Here is a 7,048-nt window from a genome sequence, read left to right as displayed (position 1 = left end):
CCGACGAACGCCGCGCGCGTGATCCCGAACGCGTCGAGCACCGCCGCGACGTCGCCGGCGGCGGAGGCGACGTCGCGCCCCGGTCGGGCCGACGAGCCGCCGTACGACGGGCGGCCGTAGGACACGACCCGCAGCCCGCGCCGCGCGGCGGCCTCGACGACCGGCGCCAGCAACGCCCCCGACTGCGGCGTGCCGTGGTGCCACACGACGACGCCCGCGTCCGGGTCGCCCGTCGTGGCGTGCGCGCGCAGGGTGCGGCCGTCGGGCAGGTCGAGCGTCACCGAGGTCGTGGCGTCCATGCCGCGAGTATGGGCGCACGGGCTCCAGGCGCGCGACGGCGCGACCGCGGGGTGACGCCTCGGTAGGGTCCAGCCATGCTCGTCGCACTCACGGGGATCGGACTGTCGACGGCGGCAGGGCTGAACGCCTACATCCCGTTCCTCGTCGTCGCGCTGCTGGCGCGGTTCACCGACGTGGTCGTGCTGCCCAGCGGGCTGACCTGGATGGAGTCGTGGTGGGCGATCGGCATCGGGACGGTGCTGCTCGTCGCGGACGTCGTCCTCGACAAGGTCCCGGTGGTGGACTCCGTCAACGACGCCATCCAGACCGCGATCCGCCCGCTGTCCGGGGGCATCGTGTTCGCCGCGACGTCGGCGGCGGCCGACCTCGAGTCGTCCACGTGGGTCCAGGAGAACGCCTGGGTGCCGTTCGTCGCCGGAGTCGTGCTCGCGGCGATCGTCCACGCGGGCAAGGCCACCGTGCGGCCGGCCGTGAACGCGACCACGTTCGGCGTGGGAGCGCCCGTCGTCTCGACGATCGAGGACGGCACGTCGTTCGGCCTGAGCCTGGCCGCGGTGTTCGTGCCGCTGCTCGTGCTCGCGCTGCTCGTCGCGCTCGTCGTCGTGCTCGTCACGTTCCGCCGACGGCGCCGTGCGGCGACGCGCGGGCCCGACGCGTCCTAGAGTGGTACGTCAGTCACCGGCGGGACGTGGGAGGAACGCGTGAGTCGTTCGCTGCTGTCGCGCGTCCGCACCCCCGCGGACGTGCGTGCGCTGCCTCCCGGTCAGCTCGACGCGCTCGCGCAGGAGATCCGCACGTTCCTGGTCGACCAGGTCTCGCGCACAGGTGGTCACCTGGGGCCGAACCTCGGGGTCGTCGAGCTGACGATCGCGCTGCACCGCGTGTTCGAGTCGCCGCGCGACACGCTGGTGTTCGACACCGGGCACCAGTCCTACGTGCACAAGCTGCTCACGGGTCGCCGTGACTTCGAGGCGCTGCGGCGCCGCGACGGGCTCTCGGGGTACCCGAGCCGCGCGGAGTCCGAGCACGACGTCGTCGAGAACTCGCACGCGTCCACGGCCCTGAGCTGGGCGGACGGGATCGCCAAGGCGAACGAGCTGCAGGGCCGCTCCGACCGGCACGTGGTCGCCGTGATCGGCGACGGCGCGCTGACGGGCGGCATGGCCTGGGAGGCGCTCAACAACATCGCGGAGGGCCAGGACCGTCGCCTCGTGGTCGTCGTCAACGACAACGGGCGCTCGTACGCGCCGACGATCGGCGGGCTCGCGCTGCACCTCGACACGCTGCGCACCACGCAGGGCTACGAGAACGTCCTGTCGTGGGGCAAGCGCACGCTGAAGCGCTCCGGCCCGCCCGGGCGCCTCGCGTACGACGCGCTGCACGGCCTGAAGAAGGGAATCAAGGACGTCGTCCTGCCGCAGGGCCTGTTCGAGGACCTCGGCCTGAAGTACGTGGGCCCGGTCGACGGGCACGACGAGCAGGCGGTCGAGCGAGCCCTGCGCCGCGCGCAGGCGTTCGGCGGCCCCGTCATCGTGCACGTGATCACCGAGAAGGGGCGCGGCTACACGCCGGCCGAGCAGGACGTCGCGGACCGCTTCCACGCCGTCGGGGTGATCCACCCCGAGACGGGGCTGCCGGTCGCGCCGTCGCGGTTCGGCTGGACGAGCGTGTTCGCCGACGAGATCGTGCGCATCGGCCGGCGTCGGCCGGACGTCGTCGCGATCACCGCCGCGATGCTGCAGCCCGTGGGGCTCGCGCCGTTCGCCGCGGAGTTCCCGGACCGCGTGTTCGACGTCGGCATCGCCGAGCAGCACGCGGCGACGTCCGCGGCGGGCATGGCGTTCGGCGGGCTGCACCCCGTCGTCGCGGTCTACGCGACGTTCCTGAACCGCGCGTTCGACCAGGTCCTCATGGACGTCGCGCTGCACCGCGCGGGCGTCACGTTCGTCCTCGACCGCGCCGGTCTGACCGGCGACGACGGCGCGAGCCACAACGGCATGTGGGACATGGCGATGCTCGCGATCGTCCCGGGCCTGCGGCTCGCCGCGCCGCGCGACGAGCACACGTTGCGGGCTGCGCTGCGCGAGGCCGTCGACGTGGACGACGCACCGACGGTCGTGCGCTACCCCAAGAGCGCGCTCGTCGACGAGATCCCGGCACTCGAGGACGTCGACGGTGTCGACGTGCTGGCGCGGCACGACGCCGACGACGCCCAGGCGCGCCGCGTGCTCGTCGTGGGGGTGGGGGCGATGGTCGGCTGCGCGCTGCAGGTGGGCGAGGCCCTGGCGGCGCACGGCCTGGCCGTGACGGTGGTCGACCCGCGGTGGGTGCTGCCGATCCCCGCGGCGCTCACCAAGCTCGTCGGCGACCACGACCACACCGTGACGATCGAGGACGGGCTGGTCGACGGGGGCGTCGGCGCGCACGTCGCGCAGCGCGCCGCCGAGCACGGGATCACGACGCCGGTCCAGGCGTTCGGCATCCCGCGCGACTTCCTGCCGCACGCGTCGCGGGACCAGCTCGTCGGGACGCTGCGCCTGACGCCGCAGGACATCACGCGCGACGTCGTCACGGCCCTCACACGTGCCTGACGGGCGCGCCGGACGGGCCCTCGACGGGACCCGGCACGGGACCCGACACCGGGTGTGACCTGCGGTACAGGCCCACGAGGTCGAAGGTCCCGAGACATCCCACCAATTGCTCCGTAGGTTCAAGTCATCGGACCAGATTCCACAAGGAGCGCAGATGTCCACGACGGCCGTACCCGGCACCGACCACCTCGAGGCGACGATGCCTGCTGCATGGCAGGGGTTCGTGACCGGACCCTGGGTCGACAATGTCGACGTGCGGGACTTCATCCAGCGGAACTACACGCCCTACACGGGCGACTCGTCGTTCCTCGCCGGCCCCACCGAGCGGACCACCGGCGTCTGGGCGAAGCTCTCTGAGATGTTCCCGGCGGAGCGCGAGAAGGGCGTCTACGACGTCGACGCGAAGACGCCGTCCACCATCACGTCGCACGCCCCTGGCTACATCAGCAAGGACGACGAGGTCATCGTCGGCCTGCAGACCGACGCGCCGCTCAAGCGCGCGATCATGCCCAACGGCGGCTACCGCATGGTGCAGACCTCGCTCGAGACCTACGGCTACGAGGCCGACCCGGTCGTCACCGAGATCTTCACCAAGTACCGCAAGACCCACAACGACGGCGTCTTCGACGCGTATCCGCCCGACGTGCGCGCCGCGCGGTCGTCGCACATCATCACCGGCCTGCCCGACGCGTACGGCCGCGGCCGCATCATCGGCGACTACCGCCGGGTCGCGCTGTACGGCGTGGACGCCCTGATCGAGGCCAAGAAGCTCGAGAAGGCCGACCTCGACATGGAGCGTTCGGTCGAGGACGTCATCCGTGCCCGCGAGGAGCTCTCCGAGCAGCTCCGCGCGCTGAACGAGCTCAAGACGATGGCCGCCTCGTACGGCTACGACATCTCGCAGCCCGCGAGCAACGGCCGAGAGGCCGTGCAGTGGCTCTACTTCGGCTACCTCGCCGCCGTGAAGGAGCAGAACGGCGCGGCGATGTCGCTCGGACGCACGTCCACGTTCCTCGACGTGTTCCTCAACCGGGACCTCGAGGCCGGCGTGATCACCGAGGAGCAGGCGCAGGAGATCATCGACGACTTCGTCATCAAGCTGCGGATCGTGCGCTTCCTGCGCACCCCCGAGTACGACAACCTGTTCTCCGGCGACCCCACCTGGGTGACCGAGACCATCGGTGGCATGGGTGAGGACGGTCGTCCGCTCGTCACCAAGACCTCGTTCCGGTACCTGCAGACGCTGTACAACCTGGGCCCGGCCCCCGAGCCCAACATGACGGTGTTCTGGAGCGACGCGCTGCCCGAGGGCTTCAAGCAGTTCTGCGCGCAGGTGTCGATCGACACCTCCGCCGTGCAGTACGAGTCCGACGACCTCATCCGCGCCGACTGGGGCGACGACGCGGCCATCGCGTGCTGCGTGTCCCCGATGCGCGTGGGCAAGCAGATGCAGTTCTTCGGCGCCCGCGTGAACCTCGCCAAGGCGCTCCTGTACGCCATCAACGGTGGTCGCGACGAGGTCTCCGGCAAGCAGGTCGCGCCGGTGTCCGCGCCGGTCGAGGGCGAGTTCCTCGACTACGACGACGTGATGGCCAAGTTCGACAAGATGATGGACTGGCTCGCCCAGACCTACGTCGACGCGCTGAACTGCGTGCACTACATGCACGACAAGTACGCCTACGAGCGCATCGAGATGGCGCTGCACGACCGCGAGATCCTGCGGACGATGGCGTGCGGCATCGCGGGCATGTCGGTCGTGGCGGACTCGCTGTCGGCCATCAAGTACGCCAAGGTCCGGGCGCTGCGCACGGCCGACGGCCTGGTCACCGAGTACCAGGTCGAGGGCGACTTCCCGACGTACGGCAACGACGACGACCGGGCCGACGAGATCGCCGTGTACCTGGTCGAGACGTTCATGCGCAAGATCCGCCAGTACCCGACGTACCGCAACGCGCTGCACACGCAGTCGGTGCTGACGATCACCTCGAACGTCGTCTACGGCAAGGCCACGGGCTCCACGCCTGACGGTCGCCGCCGCGGCGAGCCGTTCGCTCCTGGCGCCAACCCGATGAACGGCCGCGACACGCACGGCATGCTCGCCTCCGCGCTGTCGGTCGCGAAGCTGCCGTACTCGGAGGCGCAGGACGGCATCTCGCTCACGTCGACGGTCGTGCCGTCGGGCCTCGGCCGCACGCGTGAGGAGCAGGTCGCGAACCTCGTCGGCCTCCTCGACGCGTACACGCTGTCGAACGGTTACCACATGAACATCAACGTGCTGAACCGTGAGACGCTCCTGGACGCCATGGACCACCCGGAGAACTACCCGCAGCTCACCATCCGCGTGAGCGGCTACGCGGTGAACTTCGTCCGGCTGACGCGCGAGCAGCAGCTCGACGTCCTGTCCCGCACGTTCCACGGAGCGGTCTGACACACCCCGTGGGGAGGAGTCGCCGCGAGCAGGCAGCGGCTCCGCCCCACGGTCAGCTCGACCCGCACACCCAAGCCCGGCACGACGAGAGGAGACGACGATGAGCACGGTCACGGAGCCGGTCGGCGCCCCGGTCGTCGAGCTCGGGCTGCCACTCGTCGGTGGCGCGCACGGGCGCGTGCAGGGTGCGGGCACCGAGGGCCTCGAGGCCGCGGAGGCCGAGGACCGCTCCGCCAAGCTCGCCGCGGTGCGGGCCGGCGAGATCGGCTCGGTGCACTCGTGGGAGCTCGTCACCGCCGTCGACGGCCCGGGGACGCGGATGACCGTGTTCCTGTCCGGCTGTCCGCTGCGGTGCCTGTACTGCCACAACCCCGACACCATGGAGATGCGTCGCGGCACCGACGTGACGTCCGACGAGATCCTCGCCCGGGTCAAGCGCTACCGCGGCGTCATGAAGGCGACCGGGGGAGGCCTGACCATCTCCGGCGGGGAGCCGCTCATGCAGCCCGCCTACGTGCGTCGCCTGCTGCGTGGCGCCAAGGCCATGGACGTGCACACCGCGATCGACACCTCGGGCTACCTCGGTGCGCAGTGCACCGACGAGATGCTCGACGACATCGACCTCGTGCTCCTCGACGTGAAGTCGGGCGACCCGGAGACGTACAAGCGCGCGACCGGGCGCGAGCTCGAGCCGACGCTGCAGTTCGGCCGTCGGCTGGCCGCGCACGGTGACACCGAGGTCTGGGTGCGGTTCGTGCTCGTCCCCGGGCTGACGGACGACGAGGCGAACGTCGAGGCGGTCGCGGAGTACGTCGCCTCGCTCGGTGAGTGCGTCACGCGCGTCGAGGTCCTGCCGTTCCACCAGATGGGCCGCGACAAGTGGGCCGAGCTCGGCATGCGCTACGAGCTCGAGGACACCCAGCCGCCGAGCCCCGAGCTCGTCGAGCGCGTGCGCGGCCAGTTCCGCGCGCGGGGCCTGCAGGTCTTCTGACCGACGCCTGTCGGGGCGTCGCGGCGCTCCGCGCGCGCGTGCCGCACGCTCGGAGCCGTCGTGCCCGCTAGAACGCGCTGATGGACTTCGGCGCGCGCTGAGGGCGGGACAGCGCCCGGACGAGGGCGTCCTGACCGTGCCGGCGCAGGGAGATGTCCGCCAGGAGCGTGAGCACCGGGGACAAGACCTCGTACGAGAACTGCGGCACGGGCACGCCGAGGCTGGCCGCCAGGTCGTCGGAGTGCACGACGATCTCCAGCAGCCGGGTCGCCACGAAGTCCTCGATCGCCAGCGCCGCACCCGTCCACGGGACGACGACGACGGGAGGGACGGTCGTCAGGACCGCGTCGAGCCGCGAGAGCGCGTCCTGCGCGGCGGCTGCGGCGACCTGCGGGCCGGCCACGGCCTGCTCCTCGCCGCGCTCGCGCACGCCGCGGTTGGCGGGGCCGTCCAGGTCCTGCTGGATCCACAGCGCCTGGGCGTAGTGCTCCGAGACCGGGATCGGCTCGGACAGCCGCGAGTCGGTGCGGTCGTGCGCGAGCAGCGTCTCGACGATCCGCTGCGGCTGGTTGACCAGGTGCCAGGTCAGCGCGCCCACGGTCATGCCCTCGCACGCGGACTCGTCGTTCCAGCGCTGGGTGATCTCAGGCCAGGCGACCAGGCCAGCGAGCAGCCGGGTGGCGCTCACCGCGGCGCGGGGATCGAGGTTCCCGACGAACGTCAGCTCAGGCCACTGCA

General features: G+C 71.3%; 6 protein-coding genes. 4 read left to right on the top strand and 2 right to left on the bottom strand.

Translation table 11 applies throughout. The features are described from left to right. A partial coding sequence (locus CWIS_RS14995) for an alpha/beta fold hydrolase (protein WP_048344134.1) occupies window positions 1-299 on the bottom strand: 299 nt, incomplete at its 3' end. A 75-nt stretch (window positions 300-374) separates the two neighbouring features. Here CWIS_RS14995 and CWIS_RS14990 point away from each other — a divergent pair. The 4 genes from CWIS_RS14990 (at window position 375) to pflA (ending at window position 6,310) form a co-directional block, all read left to right on the top strand. Beyond that, window positions 375-962 (top strand): DUF4126 domain-containing protein, encoded by a 588-nt coding sequence (locus CWIS_RS14990; RefSeq protein WP_048344133.1) that lies wholly within the window; start codon window positions 375-377, stop codon window positions 960-962. A gap of 39 nt (window positions 963-1,001) precedes the next feature. Next, the gene (dxs, locus tag CWIS_RS14985) at window positions 1,002-2,891 is read left to right on the top strand and encodes a 1-deoxy-D-xylulose-5-phosphate synthase (RefSeq protein WP_048344132.1); all 1,890 of its coding nucleotides are present in this window, start codon (window positions 1,002-1,004) and stop codon (window positions 2,889-2,891) included. A 154-nt stretch (window positions 2,892-3,045) separates the two neighbouring features. Then, window positions 3,046-5,319, top strand: a complete 2,274-nt coding sequence (pflB, locus tag CWIS_RS14980; RefSeq protein WP_048344131.1) for a formate C-acetyltransferase — start codon at window positions 3,046-3,048, stop codon at window positions 5,317-5,319. 100 nt (window positions 5,320-5,419) lie between these two features. Continuing rightward, window positions 5,420-6,310 carry a pyruvate formate-lyase-activating protein gene (gene pflA, locus CWIS_RS14975; protein ID WP_048344130.1) on the top strand — a complete coding sequence of 297 codons (891 nt, stop codon included), beginning with the start codon at window positions 5,420-5,422 and terminating at the stop codon, window positions 6,308-6,310. Window positions 6,311-6,377: 67 nt separating this feature from the next. On the opposite strand, the gene CWIS_RS14970 is transcribed toward pflA, so the two are convergent. Further along, window positions 6,378-7,048, bottom strand: a 671-nt coding sequence (locus CWIS_RS14970) for a maleylpyruvate isomerase N-terminal domain-containing protein (protein WP_053071775.1), incomplete at its 5' end; no start/stop codon positions are given.

The sequence above is a fragment of the Cellulomonas sp. A375-1 genome (assembly GCF_001040865.1).
GTDB lineage: Bacteria > Actinomycetota > Actinomycetes > Actinomycetales > Cellulomonadaceae > Cellulomonas > Cellulomonas gelida.
This window is presented reverse-complemented; position numbering and strand designations above follow the sequence as displayed.

Coding starts and splice junctions, on each gene's coding strand:
- CWIS_RS14990 (WP_048344133.1), top strand. CDS start 375: ATGCTCGTCGCACTCACGGGGATCGGACTGTCGACGGCGGCAGGGCTG.
- pflB (WP_048344131.1), top strand. CDS start 3,046: ATGTCCACGACGGCCGTACCCGGCACCGACCACCTCGAGGCGACGATG.
- pflA (WP_048344130.1), top strand. CDS start 5,420: ATGAGCACGGTCACGGAGCCGGTCGGCGCCCCGGTCGTCGAGCTCGGG.